The organism is Streptomyces viridifaciens (assembly GCF_001888885.2).
Classification (GTDB): domain Bacteria; phylum Actinomycetota; class Actinomycetes; order Streptomycetales; family Streptomycetaceae; genus Kitasatospora; species Kitasatospora aureofaciens.
Map to the genome: position 1 here is coordinate 744,389 of NZ_CP090841.1, position 16,024 is coordinate 760,412.

The following is a 16,024-nucleotide window of genomic DNA, read 5'->3' on the forward strand; positions in this document are numbered from 1 at the left end:
AACAGGCACCTGACGAAGACGTCGAGCGGAGGACAGGAATGACTGGCGGTCCCGGCTCCGGAATGACCCGGCTGCTGCGCGGCGGGATGGCCACGGCGGCGGCCGGCCTGCTGCTGATCTACAACGCGGTGGACACCGGGCCGGGCCCCGGTTCGATCGCGGGGAAGGCCGCTCCCCCGACGGCCGTCGCACCCGCCGTGCCGGTCCCGTCGGCCACCGCCGCCAAGCCGGCGGCGCCCACCGCCAGGCCGGCGGCGCCCGCCGCGATCCCGGGCGCACCGGCACTCAAGCGCTCCAAACCGACCCGGCTGCGGATCCCGCAGATCGGCGTGGAGGCGCCCTTCACCGAGCTCACCCTCAACCCGGCCGGCCAGCTCAACCCCCCGCCGCCGGACAACAAGAACCTGGTCGGCTGGTACCGGGACGGCGTCACCCCCGGCGAGCGCGGCAGCGCGGTGGTCGCCGGGCACGTGGACACCACCAAGGGCCCGGCGGTGTTCCTGCTGCTGAGCCTGCTGGTTCCGGGCAACAAGGTCGAGGTGAGCCGCGAGGACGGCACCGTGGCGGTGTTCAACGTCGACTCGGTGCAGACCTTCGCCAAGGACGCCTTCCCCGACCAGAAGGTGTACGGCAAGACCCCTGACGCCCAGCTGCGGCTGATCACCTGCGGCGGCGCGTACGACAAGAAGCGGCGGGACTACCTGGACAACGTGGTGGTCTTCGCCCACCTGGAGTCCTCGCACAAGGCCTGACGCCGACGACGGACGACGGCCGCTGCTCCCCCGTGGTTCGGGGAGCAGCGGCCGTCGTGTGTTCTCGTAAGCCCCCGGTGGGCGCGGGCCGGGGTCAGCCCCGGACGGTGGCCTCGAAGGCGTGCAGGTAGGGGTTGACCGGGCGGACGGCGACGACGTCGAGGCCGGCCTCCTCCATCAGCTGGACCATGCTCTCCTCGGAGTGCTTGGCGCCGCCGACGTTGAGCATCAGCATCAGGTCCATGGCGGTGGTGAACCGCATCGACGGGCTGTTGTCGACCAGGTTCTCCACCACCACGACCCGGGCGCCGGGGCGGGCCACGGCGACCACGTTGGCGAGGGTGCGGCGGGTGCTGTCGTCGTCCCACTCCAGGATGTTCTTGATGATGTAGAGGTCGGCGCGGACCGGGATCTCGATGCGGCAGTCGCCCGGGACGAGGCGGGCGCGGGCGGAGAAGGCGCCGCCCTCCTGCAGCCGGGGGTCGGCGCCGGCGACGACCTTGGGGAGGTCGAGCAGGGTGCCGTGCAGGGCCGGGTGCTTCTCCAGCAGGCTGGCCAGCACGTGGCCCTGGCCGCCGCCGATGTCGGCCACCGAGTCGATGCCGGTGAGGTCCAGGTACTCGGCGAAGTCCTTGGCGGACTGGCGGCTGGAGGTGGTCATCGCCTTGTCGAAGACCTTCGCCGAGTCGCCGGCGTCGGTGTGCAGGTAGTCGAAGAACTCCTTGCCGAAGAGCTCGGGGAAGACGTTGCGCCCGGAGCGCACCGCCTCGTCCAGCTTCGGCCAGGCCTCCCAGGTCCACGGCTCGGTGCACCAGAGGGCGATGTGTCGCAGGGAGTTGGGGGCGTCCTCGCGCAGCAGGCGGGACATCTCGGTGTGCTCGAACTGGTCGTCGCCGGTCTCGGCGAAGAGCCCGTAGCAGGTGAGCGCGCGCAGCAGGCGGCGCAGCTGGCGGGGTTCGATGTCGAGCCTGGCGGCGAGGTCGGTGACGCTGACCGGGGTCTCGTCGAGGAGGTCGGCGACGCCGAGCCGGGCGGCCGCGCGGACGGCGGCGGCGCAGGCCGCGCCGAAGACGAGCTCGCGCAGCCGCATCGCGGCCTGGGCGGTGGGGTTGACGGGGGCGGTGGTCATGGGTGGTCCTTCCCGATCGGGGGCGTCAGCAACGGCCGGACGGCTCGGAGACCGCGCACGTGTTGCGGGTGAAGGTGTTGGCGGTGCCGGTGTCGCGGTCGGCGAGGTCGGCGGGGCTGTTGCCGCTCAGCTTGTTGTTCGTGACGGTCGCCCGGGTGTTGGGGATGCCGACGACGCTCTTGAACAGGACGATGCCGCCGGAGAAGTCCGTGCTGCCGACGTTGTCGTGGACCTCGTTCCCGGTGACCCGGGTGTCCTCGGTCCCGGTGAGCACGATGCCGGCGCCCTGGATGGCGCCGAGGCGGGGGTTGGCCGGGCAGAACTTGTTGTTGGCGACCACCCGGTTCTTCCGGACCTCGAGGTCCCCGGCGCGGGGCACTCCCTCGTCGCCGACCACGAAGACGCCAGCGCAGTTGCCGCTGATCTCGTTGCCCTGGACGGTCAGCGCGCGCAGCCGGCGCACGGTGACGCCGACCCGGTTCCCGCTGAGCTCGTTGCCCTCGACGACGGTGCCCCCGGTGTCGGGCGCGCCGCCCTCGCGGTAGGCGTAGTTGGCGAGGAAGACACCGGACTGGCCGTTGCCGGTGGCGCGGTTGCCGAGGATGGCGGCCTTGGTGGACATCTCCTGGCTGATGCCCTGCTGCCCGTTGTCGTGGACGTAGGTGGCGAGGACGGTCAGGCCGGTGGTGCCGCTGGCGTCGATGCCGTTCTTGGTGAAGCCGGTGACGGCGAGGGCCTCGACGGTGACGTCGGACAGCGGGGCCGCCTCGGTGCCGACCACGCAGACGCCGTGCCCGGCGGTGGCGCAGGCGTTCTCGGTGCCGGTCCCGGGGGTGATCACGCTGGCCGGTCCGGAGCCGCGCAGGGTGAGGCCGGGGGTGGTGATGCGGACGCTGCCGCGGTAGGTGCCCGGGAGCAGTTGGACGGTGTCGCCGGGCTTGGCGGCGTCGACGGCCTGCTGGACCGAATCTCCCGGCTGGACGAGGCGCAGGGTGCCGCCGGCGGCGTGGGCCGCGGGTGCGACGGCCAGGGTGGCGAGGGCGGTGGTCAGGGCGGTGGCGGCTGCGGTGGCCGCGGCGAGGTGATGGACCCGACACATGGACATGAGTGGTGACCTGTCTTTCGGCGCACGGTGGGGCTGGTGGGACTGGTGGGACGGTCGTCGAGTTGTTCGGGGAGCCCGTCCGACCCGCCGTGTGCGGGTGGTGACGGAAGGTGAGTACGGCCGAGTCGACGGTACGGGCGCCCCGGGGGGGCCGCCACCAGGGCTGGGCTACCGGACTGACGGGGCGTCGGCCGCCGGGAGGACGGACCGGCGTGGCGTGCCCGTCCGGCTGGACGACGGGCCCGCGCGCCGTCGCCGCCCCGGCCCGTGGCATCCTCGGGGGCATGAGCACCGCGCCCGTACCGCCCGCCACCGCCCGCCGCAACCCGATCGGGGCCCACGTCCCGGTGGCCGGCCGCGGCCTGGCCGGGACGGGCCTGGCGTACGCGGAGAAGGTCGGCGCCGAGACCGTACAGGTGTTCGTGGCCAATCCGCGCGGCTGGGCCACTCCGGCCGGCAGTCCGGCGCAGGACGAGGCGTTCCGCGCGGCCTGTGCCGAGCAGGGCATTCCGGCTTGGGTGCACGCGCCGTACCTGATCAACTTCGGCTCGGACAATCCGGCCACCCGGGAGCGCTCGGCCGACTCACTGCGGCACTCGCTGCACCGCGGCCACGCGATCGGCGCGCTCGGTGTCGTGCTGCACACCGGCTCGGCCGTCGGCACGGCCCCCGGCGGCGGCTCGCGCCGGGCCGAGGCGATGGCGCAGGTGCGCGCCGACGTCCGGCCGCTGCTGGACGAGCTGGACGCGCTCGGCGACGACGCGCCCTGGCTGCTGCTGGAACCGACCGCCGGCCAGGGCAGCTCACTCTGCTCGCGGCTGGAGCAGCTGGCCGAGTACCTGGAGGCGCTGGACGGGCACCCCAGGGTGGGCGTCTGCCTGGACACCTGCCACGCCTTCGCCGCCGGGCACGACCTGGCCGTGCCCGGCGGGGTGACGGCCGCGCTGGACGCCCTGGCCTCGGCGGCCGGCCCGGGCCGGCTGCGACTGATCCACGCGAACGACTCGGAGGACGTGGTCGGAGCCCGCAAGGATCGGCACGCCAACATCGGCGCCGGGATGATCGGCGCGGAGCCGTTCCGCGAGCTGTTCGAGCACCCCGAGACGGCCGGGGTGCCGCTGCTGGTGGAGACCCCGGACCGCAAGCACGGCGGGGACGGCACCGGGCACGCGATGGACATCGCGGTGCTGCGGGAGCTGCGCGAGCGGGCGGCCGTTCCGGCCTGAGACCGCTCCTGGCACCGCGGCGGCGGCCCCGGGGCGGGCGGGCAGCACCGAGCCCGGGGGCCGACGGGCGGCCTCCGGGCTCGGGGTGCGGGTGGGGATCAGCAGCCGCAGTCGCTCTCGCTGTCGCTGTGCTCGTGGAAGTTGAACCAGTTGGCGTGCGGGCCGAACAGGCCGACGCCCGCGGAGCCGGACTCCAGGCTCTGGCTGGACTCCTGCGACTGCATCGGCGTGTGGCCCCCCGCCATCGCCGAGGTCGGGACCGCCACGACGGCACCGGCCACGGCAACGATCACGGCGAGCTTGCGGATGTTCCCACGAAGCGACATCTGATGTCCTTTTGGTTCGTCTCTCTGGTCCTCAACCCGGGCCCCCGGACGGCCAGTTCGAGCCGAATCGACGGGCCGGGCGACGCCTCACCGGGAGGCGCCGCGCCAAGGCTGGCACACGAACGCGCAACCGCGGCGCGCGCCGCAACCGGGCTGGGGCATCCGGGTGACACATCTCCCCCGGCCGGAGGAACGCGCCGGACGAAAGCGGTCGTACGCCGTCGTTCCGGGTCGAACGGCCTCTCGGAGTGCGCCGGACGAGTGCCCGTCCGACCGGCGTGCGACCGCAAGTCTTGCGGTGATCCGCCGGGCTGGATGAACAAATCCCGCCGATTTGGCGCAAGGTACCGCCCGGTCCGAGCATGAACGGTCGCTCCACCGAGCACGAGCAGGACCACGAAAGGCGCACCACCCTCATGCAGACCAGCCCCGCCGCGACCCGGCAGGCGACCCGACCGAGCGGCCCGGCAGACCCGGACCCGGTCACCCCCGATCCCGGCCCGGCTCCCGGCCCCGCTCCCGCGAAGGGCCGCCGCTTCGGGCTGGCGACCGCCACCGCGCTGGTGATGGGCAACATCATCGGCGGCGGCATCTTCATGATCCCGGCCGCCGTGGCGCCGTTCGGGACGGTCAGCCTGCTCGCCTTCGTCGTCCTCACCGTGGGCGCGATCGCGCTGGCGCTGGTCTTCGGGCAGCTCGCCCGCCGCAACCCGCGCACCGGTGGGCCGTACGTCTACGCCCGCGAGGCCTTCGGGGACTTCGCCGGGTTCCTGTCGGCCTGGTCCTACTGGATCACCACCTGGGTCAGCAACGCCGCGCTCGCCGTGGCCGCCGTCGGCTACCTGGACGTGCTGGTGCCGATCGGCCACAACCGCGTGCTGGAGATCACCGCCGCGCTGGCTTTCCAGTGGCTGCCCGCGCTGGCCAACCTGGCCGGCACCCGGTTCGTCGGGGCGGTCCAACTCGTCTCCACCGTCCTGAAGTTCATCCCCCTGCTGCTGGTCTCGGTGGGCGGACTGTTCTTCTTCGACCCGAAGAACATCGGGCCCTTCGACGGCAACGGCCAGGGCTGGATGGGCGGCATGACGGCCGCCGCGGCGATCCTGCTGTTCAGCTACCTGGGCGTGGAGTCGGCCGCGATGAGCGCCGGGCAGGTCCGCGACCCCGAGCGCAACGTCGGCCGGGCCAGCGTGCTCGGCACCAGCGGCGCCGCGGTGGTCTACCTGCTGGGCACGCTCGCGGTGTTCGGAACCGTCGCGCACCAGCGGCTGGTCACCTCCAGCGCGCCGTTCTCGGACGCCATGAACGCCATGTTCGGCGGCACCTGGGGCGGCACGGTGATCGCCGTCGCCGCGCTGATCTCGATGACCGGCGCGCTCAACGGCTGGACCCTGCTGGCCGCCCAGGCGCCGTACGCGGCCGCCAGGGACGGGCTGTTCCCGGCCGCCTTCGGCAAGGAGAAGCGCGGCGTGCCGACCTTCGGCGTGGTCGTCAGCGTCGCCCTGGCCTCGGTGCTGACCGTCGCCAACTTCGCCAGCGGCGCCAAGGGTGCGTTCGACATGCTGGTGCTGGTCACCACCTTCACCGCCGTCGTTCCCTACCTGCTGTCCACCGCCGCCCAGTTGTACTGGCTGGTCCGCGGCGCCACCGACCGGGTCGACGGCGGCCACCTGGTGCGCGACGCCGTCCTCGGCCTCGGCGCCTTCGCCTTCTCCCTCTGGCTGCTCGCCGGCGCCGGGTACGCGGCCGTCTACCAGGGCGTGCTGTTCCTGTTCGCCGGGATCCTGGTGTACGTCTGGCAGGCCGGCCGCCGCCGGGCCCGGCCGGAGGGCGCCGCCCGCTGACGTCCTTGACGGAGGTGGCCCCGGTGCGCGGTGCACCGGGGCCACCTCCCTGGTGTCGGGGCTCGGTCGCCGCCAACGGCCGTTCGCGGAAGCGGTTGACGGCGGGCAGCCCGCGGCATCCGTGGCCCCTGGCCCCACCGTCCGATGCGCCCAACCAGCGAGCGGCGGACCTGGAGTCGACTCCCCCAGGCTCGACCGCGGACCGACACGCGGTGCCCGCGGAGGCCCGGAACGGTCGCTGCGGCACGATGACCGACCGCCGGATTGTCGCCACTGCGGCTCGGCCGACTCCTGCCACGCTCCCCATGACGCGCGACGACGATGACGACGTGCACCACGCCAACCTGCCGCCGGGAGTACGCCCCGACCGACGAGGACTTGGTCAGGTGCCACACCGAGCCGTACGACCGTGGCGGTTCGTGCCACCGGCAGGAGGGTTCGGCCGGGACGGCTGTCGAGGCACCGGGCGTCCGGGGCGTGCGTCCGCCGCCCGGTGCCTCGTGTGTCACCGTTCGGGGCGTCAGTCCGTCGCTGCGGCGCGGCGGCGACGGCGAAGGCCGAAGCCGGCGGCGCCGGCGGCCAGCACCGCGGCTCCGAGCGCCGGCAGCTGCCAGGACGGCGGGGGCGACTGCTCGGCCGAGGCGGAGTCCGACGAGGTCGTCGGTGTCTGCGTCCCGGCTCGCGCTTCGGGCTGGGCCTGGGGCGGCGTCCCGGCCGCGGATCCGGCCGTGGGCCCGGCCGCGGACCCCGTACCGTCGAACAGACCGAACCCTCCGGCGAGCCCGTTGCGGTCGTAGCCGGACCCGGGGAGCTTGTCCGCGTACCGGCCGGTCACCAGCTTCTGGTAGGCGGCCAGCGGGAGGCTCTGTTTGCCGCCGAGACCCGTGGTGGCCTCGGTGTTGAGCGGTTCGACGTCGGCGCTCGCGGTGAGGCGGTACCAGGCGTGGATCTGCGGCTCGGTGAAGGTGCGGGCACCGGCCGTGGCCCGTTCGGCGAGCGTGAGCTCGTTGTCGCCGTCCCGGATGCCGGCGAGCCGCCAGCCCCCGCCGTTGCCCGGCGGGGCGAGCAGGACGGCGGCCTGGTGGCCGTCGGCCGCGCTCACCCGCGAAGCGAGGTAGGACAGCCTGAGCGCGTTCTGCGGTGTCGGCTGGGCCTTGCCCGTCACGAAGTCCACCGACAGCTCGTACATCGGAACCGGGTCCTTGAGCTCGAACGACGGTGGCGCGGCCACCGCGTTCGGGGTGTTCGGCCGACCGCCCGCACTGCCGCCGTCGGCACCGGTCCCGGTGCCGGGACCGCCGCCGGGCGAGACCGCGGTCCTCGCGGCGCCGAGGAAGCGGGAGACGGTGTCGTGCGTCTGGCCGGAGCGCAGCACCTGCCGGGCGGCGCCGTAGTCGGGGACGTCGCTCCCGCTGTCGGCCCGGGCTGTCGTGGTGGCGGCGCCGACGCTCACGAGCGCGGCAGCGGTGAGGGCAACCGCCTTCAGTGTCCTCATGGTTGGTTGTCTCCTCACGCGTGGATGCCGACCCGCGAGTGGGTCCACTGGAACGAGCCGTTGCTGACGTAGGTGTTGAAGTTCCACCAGGTGTACGTCTGCGTGCTGGGCCACGGATCGCCCACGGCGATCATGTTGCTGGTGCTGTCGTAGCCGTAGATGACGTTCATGTGCCCGCCGCCCGAGGTCCAGCCGATGCGCACCGCGAACGGCCGCCCGTTGGCTATCTCGTTGGTGACCTCGCTGAACGAGGCGTTGCGGTTCAGGTCGTAGCCGCTGTTGCGGAAGCCCATGGCGGACAGGCCGTTGGCCATGTCGTCGAGCGTGGCGGGCCGGTCGTTGCAGTCCAGCCAACGGCCCTGCTGGGCGAGGCGGCAGAAGTCGTACTGGTTGTACTGGTTGTAACCCCAGTAGGTGGCGACCGTCAGGCCGGAGGCGTCCCAGCACCACTCGTCCTGGACCTGCTTCTGCATGGTGATGTCGAGCGCCGTCCAGCTGGTGGGCCGGGTGGAGCCGCAGAGCGGCAGGTTCCCGGTGTCCTCACTGATGAAGGCGTCGGCGATGTAGTAGCCGCCGGACCAGATCCAGCGGTTGTCGTTCTCGACGGTGTCCCCCGTCGTCCGGCAGATCATCGGGATGCGGTCGCCCGGCGCGGCCTGACCGGAGACCCTGGCCGAGAGCGAGGGAAGCACCCGCTCGTTGACGGTGCTGTAGTTCCCCTGCCCCCCGATGACGGTTCCCTTGACCAGGCCCGCCTGGGCCACGGCGCCGATACCCAGCGCGGCCGCACCGGCCAGCACGGCGGCGGTTGCCGCCATGGCCCATCGGCGTGATTTCCTGCGGTGTCTGCTCATGCGTCAGATCTCACTCCCCGTTAGGTGAAACCGAATGCGGGGGAGTCTGGCAGAGCCGCTTCAAAACCGGAACGGAGGAGTCCGGGACGCCTTGCGGCTACGCGCATAGAGGGCGAGGATTCATGAGCCAACAGGCGCCGCACGAGCGCGACTTGGTGAACATCGGGACAATTGGTCTAGTCCACCGTTATTCTATCGTTATCGATCTCGAGATGTCCTTCAGGCTGTGAAATTTCACAGCGTGAGTGCAATGTTACTCACGATGAGGGTTTCAGAAGCGGGGATTCGGAACTCCGAAGAAGCGCTTATGCGAAACGAGCGGCGGGGCGTACGGCGCCCGGCCGAGCCGCTACGGAAGGGGCCGCAGCGTCGACGGCGCCACGCACTCCATGGCCGTCCACCTGCGCAGCCAGGAGACGAGCCCACGCGACATCGCCGCCCGGCTCGTCATCACCACGGCAAGAAGAAATCCGATTCGCCCTGGATGACGAGCGCCGGGACCGGGACAGCGGCTCGGCCCGGTCCCGGTTGCCGTAGGCGCCCATGGCCGGCGACTGCACCAGGGGCCGCCGACCGCAGACAGCGTCGGGCCCGGCCGGAGCGGGGCCCGCCTTGCCAGGTGGCGGGGAAGGACGAGGGCGTCCGGGACCGGCCCCGCGGCATGAATGGTGGGGCCGGACCCGTGTTGTTCGGCCGACCGAGGACGGGGCGACCAGCCACCAGGCCGCCGCGTTACGCGTCAGGGGCGGAGGGGAGCCGCAGAAGGCCCCGCTGCGGCAGATGACACGACCCTGCGGCCACGAGGATCAGTACCAGTGGTGGTTCTGCCAGAAGACCCACGCCTGGTTCGGGCTGCCGTAGCGGCCGTTCATGTACTTCAGCGCCCAGCGCAGCTGGGTGCTGGGGTTGGTTCGCCAGTCGGATCCCGCCGACGCCATCTTGCTGGCGGGAAGGGCCTGCGGCAGACCGTAGGAGCCGGAGCTGGGGTTGGTGGCGTTGACCCTCCAGCCGCTCTCATGAGAGATGATCTGGTCGAACGAGGCCAGCTGGTTGGCCGGCACGATCTGCGCGGCCAGCTTCTGCAGGGCGGCGGGGCTGTTGGCGGTGGCGGCTTCCGCCGAGCCGGCGGAGACGACGGGGACGGCGATGGTGACGCCGGCCATGACGGCGGCGGCGACGGCGCCCTTGAACCGGCGGGCGATCGGGCTGGACAGGCCGAATCGGCTGTTCGCAGACATGCGGTGTTTCCTCTCCCACGCCTACGAGGTGAGCTGTCGGGTTCGGGCTGGAGTTGCCCGGCCGCGCCAAGCGCGACCTCACCCCTAGCGCTGCCCGGACCAGTCCGGGCAGCGCGACTTACCTGTGGTTCCCCCGCTCCTGCCGTGATGCTGGTGTTGCGCGTGCCCGCTCGGCCCGGCGACAGGATTCGGCGTTCCGGAGAGTGGGGTTCGTGTGGGGACGAACGAGAGGAAATGTAAACAAACCATCACACGTACGACAAGGAGATGTGACGCGTCTCACGCTCGGGTTGAACTCGGAGGCCGGCCCACCCGGCCGATGGCGGCGGCTCGCTGTTGGACCTGATGCTCCGCCACTTCGCCCGTCACCCCGGCTCGGTGGGCGTCCAACGGCGGCACGGTGCGCTGAGGCAGCCGTAGGACCGCTGCGCCGACGGCGGTGCCCGCGATGGCGGCCCGGGTCGCCGCCGGGCGGGCCCGTGCAACGGCCGACGCGAGCAGGCCGGCGCAGACCGGCGGTGGCTGGTCCGTTACCGCCAAGCATCTGTTGAAGTGGGCTTGATCTCCATACCATCTCGCCATGGAGCTCGAATTCCGGCACCTCCGGATCATCTGCAGCATCGCGGACTGCGGCAGTCTGACGCGGGCCGCCGCGTCGTTGCGGCTGACCCAGCCCGGCCTCAGTGCGCAGCTGGCGCGGATCGAGCGGGCGCTCGGAGGGGAGCTGTTCAGCCGCGCGCAGTCGGGCGTCATTCCGACCGCATTCGGGGAGGAGGTCCTCAGCCGGGCACGGGCGGTGCTGCCGACCGTCGACGAACTGCTGGAGGTCGCCACTCTCGCCCCGCAGGCGGGCTGGTCACAGCATCGTTTCCGGCTCGGCTCCGTCAACGCTCCGCTACTCGGCGGGTTGATCACCGCGATCAGGTCGCACCATCCGGAGGCCGAGATCAGTACGCGGGGGCAGGGGTGCCCCGTCCCGCTCGTCGAGGCCGTCGCGGGCGGCCGGCTCGAAGCGGCCGTGGTGGGCGACAGCCCCGGGTACGAGCTTGCGCTCCCCGCAGGGGTCGCCGGCGAACCGATAGCCACCGAACCGCTTTTCGTGGCGCTGCCCGCGGCTCATCCGCTTGCGGCGCTGGAGGAGGTTGCGCTGGAGGATCTCGAAGGCGAGGACTGGGCCGCTCCACGGCCGGACAACGACCGGATCCGTGAGTACTGGTCCAGGACCTTGCTCGTCCTGGGCCGTCGCCTTCGTGTCGTCCACGAGGTGGAAGGTCGGCTCGTCCTGGACCTCGTCCGCAGCGGCCACGCGGTGAGCTTCTGCCAGGCCACCTTCGAGGAGGTGCCGGGCCTCGCCGTACGGCCGATCGTCGGCAATCCGCTCTGGTACCGGCATGTGCTCGCCTGGCACGAGGAGGGACCGCTGGCGTCGCTGCGTCCTTCGCTCGTGCAGACCGTCACCGAGGCGTACTGGACGGCAGCCGCTCGCAGCGCGGTCTACCGGAGCTGGCTTGAGCGCCAGGGAGCCACGGCGCCGGCCCCGGCATGACCCGTGCGGCGCGGCACCGTGGTGGTGCGGTCGATGCGATGTCGTGTCGGCCGCACCGCTCATATACCGTTCCGGCGCTACGCGGTCACCACTTGTAGGTCCAGACGGTGTCGGTGGACGCGTCGGAGGCGTTGACGTGGATCCGGATGCGGGCCGTGTCGTCCTGGAACCACTGGCCGGGCTGCCAGGTCTGCATGTCCAGCGCGGTGCAGTTCCCGGTGGGTGCGGCGGCGTTGGGGTTGGTGACCACCTGGATCGGCCCGTTGCCAGTGGTGGTGGAGGTGTCGACTTCGTAGATGAGGACACCGGTGGCGCAGGCGTTGGAGTCGTTGTAGGCGACCTTGCGGGACTCGGCGACGTAGGCGGTGGTGGCGCCGGTCCTGATGACAGCCAGCCGGTGGCCGTTCCCGCCGTACTCCAGTCCGGTCAGGGTGGTGGCGTAGGTGTTCGCCGTGTCCAGACAGGACACCTGGCTGTCGGTGATCCAGCCGAACTTCCAGGCCTCCCAGCCGAAGTAGGACGGGGCGGGGCCGGAGATCCTCCCCATGAGGTCCCAGCCGCCGACGTACTGGTCCAGGTCGCCGTTGAAGGCGTAGAGGTCGGGCAGGCCGAAGGTGTGGCCGGTCTCGTGGTCGGCGACCTTGTAGCCCCAGGTCCACATGTCCTGGCCGAAGGTCACCGCCCAGTGGATCGTCACCCAGGTGCCGCAGGGCGAGCAGCGCGGCCAGGGCGAGGACGAGCGCTGCCGGGAGCAGGTGCCGGGGTCTGGCTGAGGGGTCCATGGTGGGGGCCTCCGAAGATGTCGGGCGGCACCAGCGCGGTGTTCGCGCCGCCCGGTTCGGCCGGTATCGGTGTTCCGCGCGCGTTCGCCGTGGCCACGACGGCTCGGCCCACGGCAGTGGAGCTGGTGAACCGTGTCACCGGCTGCCGGTGCGGGCGCGGTTGCCCGGCGGCTTCACGACCCGAGCTGATGGGTGGTCACGCCCGGTTCACTGCTTGGTGACCCGGATGGTGTCGGACACCGGTCCGCGGCGCAGGACGTCGATCCGCACCCCCGTGGCGGTGTCGGTGAAGGACTGGCCGGGCTGGTAGGCGGCCATGTCGAGGGCGGCGCAGCCGGCCGGCGCCGTGGCGTCCGGGTTCCCGTTGACCACCTGGACGGGTCCGTAGCCGGTCTGGGTCGAGGTGTCGACCTTGTAGATGAGCACGCCGGTGGAGCAGGCCGTGTCGTCCGCACCGACGGCCCGGCGGGACTCCGCCACGTACGCGGTCGTGCCGCCGGTCCTCACCACGGCGATCTTGGTGCCGCCGGGGCGTTCGACGGCCTTCAGGCGGACGGTCCGGCTGCCGGTGGCGGGCAGACAGGCGACCTGGCGGTCGTCGATCCAGCCGAACTTCCAGCGCTCCCAGCCGATGTGCTGCGGGGCCGGGCCGGCGATGTTGCCCATCAGGTCCCAGCCGCCGACGTAGCGGTGCACGTCGGTGCCGGTGAAGGCGTAGAGGTCGGGCAGGCCGAAGGTGTGGGAGGTCTCGTGGTCGGCGACCTTGTAGCCCCAGTGGTACATGTCCTGGCCGAAGGTGATCGCCCACTTGATCCGGGTGCCGTTGACGGTGATGCCGGCGGTGGTCGGGTCGTAGAGGTAGGTGGGTGAGAAGCTGATCGCGGAGGCGGACTTGGTGGGGACGATGTAGAGCATGTCGTACTTCGAGAAGTCCACGTACGGGGCGGCGGCCTGGGCGGCCTGCTTCACGTACAGCTCCTGTTGCTCGAAGGTGATGCCTCGTTGGAATCCGTAGGTGGCCGAGGCCTGCGGCATGGTGATCCACCGCTTCAGCGGATCGATGTCGAGCCGGACCCGGCCGTAGGAGTCCTGCTCCATCCACTCCTGCGCGGGGGCGAGTGCGCGGTAGTAGTCGTCCAGGGAGCCGGCGGCCGGCGCGTCCGGGAAGTCGACGAAGAGCATCAGCACGTGTTTGGTGCCGAACGGCTGCTGGAACTGTGTGTGGTCGGTGTTGTGGCCCTCGTCCGTCCAGCCGGTCTTCCCGGGCAGGGCGCAGTCGGAGGCCGGCGCGGTGGTGGTGGGCTGGGCGGTGTCCGCCAGGGCCGGGGTGGCGGCGACCAGGAGCGTCGCGGCCAGGGCGGCGGCGAGGGACCGGAGTCTCATCTCTTCGTTCCTTCCCTACGGCAGGTGTGGGGTGGCGGGTGATCAGGCGCGGTCGGCGGCGAGGTCCATCAGGCGGGCGAGGACGCGGTCGCCGGAGGCGGTGACCCCGTCGTGCTCCCACTCGTTGGTGACCCAGGTGCGCAGGGAGCCGACCGCGCGGGCGGTGCGGAGCGACAGGCCGGCGTCGACGTACATGTCGTCGTGGTAGACGGCTGCGGCGACCGGAACCCGGTTGGCGGCGAGCCGGACCGGGTCGTACAGGGCGGTCCAGTCGGTGCGTTCGGCGAGCAGGTGGACGGCCTCGGCGAACGGGCGCAGCCCGGCGATCTCCGCGAACATCCACGGGTAGAACATCTCGCCGGTGAACAGCAGCGGGTCGGCGTCCTCGGCGAACTCGGGGCGGTCGGCCATGGCCCGGGCGGCGGCCCAGCCGGTGGCTGCGCCCGGGTGGCCGTAGATGGTCTCCTGGAGGACCGCGAAGAGCGGGTTGTCCGTGAAGCCGGTCAGGTTCGCCACCTGGTGCAGGAAGGTGGCCGCGAGCTCGCCGTCCGATTCGAGGGCCTGGTCGAGGAGCCAGTGCAGGCGTTCGAAGCCGTCGCCCATGCCGAGCACCAGACCAAGGGTGCGCAGGCGCCGGACTGTTAGCCAATCGCCGTCGGGCAGTTGCGCGGCACGCTGAGCGAGCCGGTCGGCGATCCGGCGGACGAGCGGCCGGTCCTGCGGGTAGCGCGCGTAGTAGGTGTTCACCTTGTCGCGCACGCGGGGATAGGTGGCGGCGTAGACGTCATGGGCGGCGGCGTCGAGGCCGGGCAGGCCGCCGGTGACGTAGCAGGCGCGCAGGCCTTCGGGGGCGAAGGAGAGGTAGCTGAGGGTGACGAATCCGCCGTAGCTCTGCCCGAGGGTCTCCCAGCGTTCGCCCTCGCCGCACAGCTGGCGGCGAATCAGTTCGGCGTCGGCGACGATCGAGTCCGCGCGGAAGCGGGCGAGGTGGTGGGCCAGTTCACTACCGGAACCGAACCGCTCCGCCGCGCGAGCGGTGATCGGGGTGGAGCGGCCGGTGCCACGCTGGTCCAGCAGAAGCACCCGGTGAGTCCTGAGCGCATGGCCCAGCCAGCCGGCCGTGGCGTTCATCGGACGGGGCGACTTTCCGCCCGGGCCGCCCTGGAGGTAGAGCAGCCAGGGCAGCGGGTCGTGGGCCCGTGCCGGGTCGACGACCTCCCGCGCGAACACCTCGATCGTTCCCTGTCCGGGTTCGGCGTGGTCGAGCGGCACGGTGAAGACGTGGTCGGTCACGGCGAGGCCGGGCAGCCGGTACTGGGCGCGGATCACGGCGTCCTCTCGGGGTAGTGGCAGGCGACCTGCTGTCCGAGTGCGATCGTCCGCAGTTGCGGACGTTCGGCGGCGCAGAGTTCGTCGGCCTTGAGGCAACGGGTGCGGAAGCGGCAGCCGCTGGGCGGGTCCAGCGGACTGGGCAGGTCGCCGTGGAGCACGATCCGCCCCCGGGAGGCCTCCAGGTCCGGGTCGGGCAGGGGCACGGCGGACAGCAGCGCGTGGGTGTACGGGTGCGCGGGTTGGGCGAACAGGGTGTCGCGGTCGGCGGTTTCGACGACCGAGCCGAGGTACATCACGGCAATCCGGGTGCTGATCTGGCGCACGGCGCCGAGGTCGTGCGCGATGAACAGGTAGCTCAGCCCGTACTCGTCCTGGAGGTCCCTGAGCAGGTTGAGGATCTGCGCCTGGACCGACACGTCGAGTGCCGAGACCGGCTCATCGCACACCACCAGCTTCGGCCGCAGGGCCAACGCCCTTGCGATCCCGATGCGTTGAGCCTGGCCGCCGGAGAACTCGTGCGGGTGCCGGTCGGCGTGCCCGGCCTCCAACCCAACCCGGGCGAGCAGTTCCTCGGCCGGTTGGTCGGGCTCCAGACCCTGGTAGCGGTAGGCACCGGCGAGGATCTGCCGGACGGTGTGTCGGGGGTTGAGGGAGGAGAAGGGGTCCTGGAAGACCATCTGCAGGTCGCGCCGGAGCGGGCGCAGAGCCGTCTCGTTCAGCCCGGCGAGGTCGCGCCCGGCGAAGTGGATGCTGCCCGAAGTGGGGCGCTCCAGGCGGGTGATCAGCTTGGCGACGGTGGACTTGCCGCAGCCGGATTCGCCGACCAGACCGAGGGTCTCTCCGGGCCCGACGGTCAGGGAGACGCCGTCGACGGCCGCGACGTGACCGGCCAACCGCTGGGTCAGGCCGTGGCGTACCGGGAACCGCTTGACCAGGTTCCGCACCTCCAGCAGGGGGCTGCGGTCGGCTGCCCGCTCGTCACGCTGGTCGTCCTCGTCCACGGTGCCCCTCC

Annotated in this window: 14 protein-coding genes and 1 riboswitch; of the genes, 4 read left to right on the forward strand and 10 right to left on the reverse strand. The window is 71.9% G+C overall.

The features are described from left to right. The first annotated feature begins 38 nt into the window (after window positions 1-38). Window positions 39-752, forward strand: coding sequence for a class F sortase (locus BOQ63_RS10760; RefSeq protein ID WP_046386239.1), 714 nt, complete (start codon window positions 39-41; stop codon window positions 750-752). Between the two features lie 94 nt (window positions 753-846). Here the strand turns inward: BOQ63_RS10760 and BOQ63_RS10765 are convergent, their stop codons facing one another. Then, a complete protein-coding gene (locus tag BOQ63_RS10765) occupies window positions 847-1,881 on the reverse strand; it encodes a methyltransferase (RefSeq protein ID WP_030287708.1) in 1,035 nt (344 codons plus the stop codon). Between the two features lie 25 nt (window positions 1,882-1,906). After that, window positions 1,907-2,980: a right-handed parallel beta-helix repeat-containing protein gene (locus BOQ63_RS10770; RefSeq protein WP_030287710.1), complete on the reverse strand. Its 1,074-nt coding sequence runs from the start codon at window positions 2,978-2,980 to the stop codon at window positions 1,907-1,909. A 290-nt stretch (window positions 2,981-3,270) separates the two neighbouring features. Here BOQ63_RS10770 and BOQ63_RS10775 point away from each other — a divergent pair, with 290 nt between their 5' ends. Beyond that, window positions 3,271-4,212 (forward strand): deoxyribonuclease IV, encoded by a 942-nt coding sequence (locus BOQ63_RS10775; protein WP_030287713.1) that lies wholly within the window; start codon window positions 3,271-3,273, stop codon window positions 4,210-4,212. A 98-nt stretch (window positions 4,213-4,310) separates the two neighbouring features. Here BOQ63_RS10775 and BOQ63_RS10780 read toward each other — a convergent pair whose 3' ends face one another. After that, window positions 4,311-4,538 (reverse strand): hypothetical protein, encoded by a 228-nt coding sequence (locus BOQ63_RS10780; RefSeq protein ID WP_030287715.1) that lies wholly within the window; start codon window positions 4,536-4,538, stop codon window positions 4,311-4,313. Window positions 4,539-4,954: 416 nt separating this feature from the next. Between BOQ63_RS10780 and BOQ63_RS10785 the strand changes: the two genes are divergently transcribed. After that, window positions 4,955-6,382, forward strand: a complete 1,428-nt coding sequence (locus tag BOQ63_RS10785; protein ID WP_072656209.1) for an amino acid permease — start codon at window positions 4,955-4,957, stop codon at window positions 6,380-6,382. A 520-nt stretch (window positions 6,383-6,902) separates the two neighbouring features. Here BOQ63_RS10785 and BOQ63_RS10790 read toward each other — a convergent pair. The 3 genes from BOQ63_RS10790 to BOQ63_RS10800 form a co-directional block, all read right to left on the reverse strand. Then, window positions 6,903-7,877 (reverse strand): hypothetical protein, encoded by a 975-nt coding sequence (locus tag BOQ63_RS10790; protein ID WP_050366401.1) that lies wholly within the window; start codon window positions 7,875-7,877, stop codon window positions 6,903-6,905. A 14-nt stretch (window positions 7,878-7,891) separates the two neighbouring features. Beyond that, a complete protein-coding gene (locus BOQ63_RS10795) occupies window positions 7,892-8,695 on the reverse strand; it encodes a papain-like cysteine protease family protein (RefSeq protein ID WP_050366402.1) in 804 nt (267 codons plus the stop codon). Between the two features lie 842 nt (window positions 8,696-9,537). Beyond that, complete coding sequence (locus BOQ63_RS10800; RefSeq protein ID WP_030287723.1) at window positions 9,538-9,969, reverse strand: aggregation-promoting factor C-terminal-like domain-containing protein; 432 nt, start codon at window positions 9,967-9,969, stop codon at window positions 9,538-9,540. 3 nt (window positions 9,970-9,972) lie between these two features. Continuing rightward, a riboswitch (cyclic di-AMP (ydaO/yuaA leader) is annotated at window positions 9,973-10,135 on the reverse strand. A 414-nt stretch (window positions 10,136-10,549) separates the two neighbouring features. Here BOQ63_RS10800 and BOQ63_RS10805 point away from each other — a divergent pair. Continuing rightward, on the forward strand, window positions 10,550-11,515 hold the full coding sequence (locus BOQ63_RS10805) for a LysR family transcriptional regulator (RefSeq protein ID WP_072654145.1): 966 nt from the start codon (window positions 10,550-10,552) through the stop codon (window positions 11,513-11,515). Window positions 11,516-11,600: 85 nt separating this feature from the next. Here the strand turns inward: BOQ63_RS10805 and BOQ63_RS10810 are convergent, their stop codons facing one another. The 4 genes from BOQ63_RS10810 to BOQ63_RS10825 form a co-directional block, all read right to left on the reverse strand. Beyond that, entirely contained in the window at window positions 11,601-12,194 is a 594-nt protein-coding gene (locus tag BOQ63_RS10810; RefSeq protein ID WP_051747111.1) for a metallopeptidase domain-containing protein, read from the reverse strand. Between the two features lie 310 nt (window positions 12,195-12,504). After that, entirely contained in the window at window positions 12,505-13,680 is a 1,176-nt protein-coding gene (locus BOQ63_RS10815; RefSeq protein WP_072654146.1) for a M6 family metalloprotease domain-containing protein, read from the reverse strand. Between the two features lie 42 nt (window positions 13,681-13,722). Continuing rightward, entirely contained in the window at window positions 13,723-15,009 is a 1,287-nt protein-coding gene (locus BOQ63_RS10820) for an alpha/beta fold hydrolase (RefSeq protein ID WP_223885898.1), read from the reverse strand. Next, on the reverse strand, window positions 15,006-16,013 hold the full coding sequence (locus BOQ63_RS10825) for an ABC transporter ATP-binding protein (RefSeq protein WP_063756646.1): 1,008 nt from the start codon (window positions 16,011-16,013) through the stop codon (window positions 15,006-15,008). The genes BOQ63_RS10820 and BOQ63_RS10825 overlap by 4 nt, the downstream gene beginning before the upstream one ends. Window positions 16,014-16,024: the final 11 nt, after the last annotated feature.

Bases quoted from the DNA above. Each gene is read 5' to 3' on its own strand.
- BOQ63_RS10760 (WP_046386239.1), top strand. From the start codon at position 39: ATGACTGGCGGTCCCGGCTCCGGAATGACCCGGCTGCTGCGCGGCGGG.
- BOQ63_RS10765 (WP_030287708.1), bottom strand. From the start codon at position 1,881: ATGACCACCGCCCCCGTCAACCCCACCGCCCAGGCCGCGATGCGGCTG.
- BOQ63_RS10770 (WP_030287710.1), bottom strand. From the start codon at position 2,980: ATGTGTCGGGTCCATCACCTCGCCGCGGCCACCGCAGCCGCCACCGCC.
- BOQ63_RS10775 (WP_030287713.1), top strand. From the start codon at position 3,271: ATGAGCACCGCGCCCGTACCGCCCGCCACCGCCCGCCGCAACCCGATC.
- BOQ63_RS10780 (WP_030287715.1), bottom strand. From the start codon at position 4,538: ATGTCGCTTCGTGGGAACATCCGCAAGCTCGCCGTGATCGTTGCCGTG.
- BOQ63_RS10785 (WP_072656209.1), top strand. From the start codon at position 4,955: ATGCAGACCAGCCCCGCCGCGACCCGGCAGGCGACCCGACCGAGCGGC.
- BOQ63_RS10790 (WP_050366401.1), bottom strand. From the start codon at position 7,877: ATGAGGACACTGAAGGCGGTTGCCCTCACCGCTGCCGCGCTCGTGAGC.
- BOQ63_RS10795 (WP_050366402.1), bottom strand. From the start codon at position 8,695: ATGGCGGCAACCGCCGCCGTGCTGGCCGGTGCGGCCGCGCTGGGTATC.
- BOQ63_RS10800 (WP_030287723.1), bottom strand. From the start codon at position 9,969: ATGTCTGCGAACAGCCGATTCGGCCTGTCCAGCCCGATCGCCCGCCGG.
- BOQ63_RS10805 (WP_072654145.1), top strand. From the start codon at position 10,550: ATGGAGCTCGAATTCCGGCACCTCCGGATCATCTGCAGCATCGCGGAC.
- BOQ63_RS10815 (WP_072654146.1), bottom strand. From the start codon at position 13,680: ATGAGACTCCGGTCCCTCGCCGCCGCCCTGGCCGCGACGCTCCTGGTC.